The organism is Staphylococcus sp. GDY8P72P (assembly GCF_016890655.1).
Lineage (GTDB): Bacteria > Bacillota > Bacilli > Staphylococcales > Staphylococcaceae > Staphylococcus > Staphylococcus arlettae.
In genome coordinates, this window is record NZ_JAFEQJ010000045.1 from 1 (window position 1) to 667 (window position 667).

The following is a 667-nucleotide window of genomic DNA, read 5'->3' on the forward strand; positions in this document are numbered from 1 at the left end:
TTTATCAAGAGTAAATTACTAAAAATCCATTAACATCAATGTTTTTACTTTAAGAACATATATTTAACGTGTTAAATCAAATGAAAAAATACAATGTAATTATTAGATGACAATTGATTACGGTCAGAAGAATGTACCACAAATAAAAAAACTAATTCCTTTTTATTTTATCGAGGAATTAAGCTTTTGACCTGCAACAATCACGCCCAATTTCGGAATATCTATAATATGATTTCGATCTTAAATTATCTACTTTAACTGACGCTACCTGCTCGTTAAAGAAGACCTATTTAAAAAAGTTTATACTGCACCTGCCTTTATTATGTAAGTAAAAGTAGTAAAGCTTTAAATTGGTTTTCAAAAAAGTAGGGTTGATTATTTCTTTTTCATCAATTATTATTGTGTTATTATCACAATATGAGAAAGGAGGCAAAAAGTAATGGGAATTGATTTCATTAATGTCGAGTTTAGAAAGCATGTAAAAGTTTCAGGGGATTTAGGTACAACGGGATCAGTATGTCCTTTTTCACAAAAACAAAAAATGGAAACACTACCGGAAAACTTTTTGCCTCCTTTTATATAATGGGCAAAAATTTATGAATCTATTGCATTTGTAAAAATGCATACGAATGATTAGGCACCGGTTGTTAAACTGGTGCCTTTTTTT

General features: G+C 28.9%; 1 protein-coding gene. It reads left to right on the top strand.

What is annotated here, in order from left to right; genetic code table 11:
• Nucleotides 1-439 precede the first annotated feature (439 nt).
• Nucleotides 440-583: a hypothetical protein gene (locus JVU85_RS13735; protein ID WP_002360221.1), complete on the top strand. Its 144-nt coding sequence runs from the start codon at nucleotides 440-442 to the stop codon at nucleotides 581-583.
• Nucleotides 584-667: the final 84 nt, after the last annotated feature.

Coding starts and splice junctions, on each gene's coding strand:
- JVU85_RS13735 (WP_002360221.1), top strand. CDS start 440: ATGGGAATTGATTTCATTAATGTCGAGTTTAGAAAGCATGTAAAAGTT.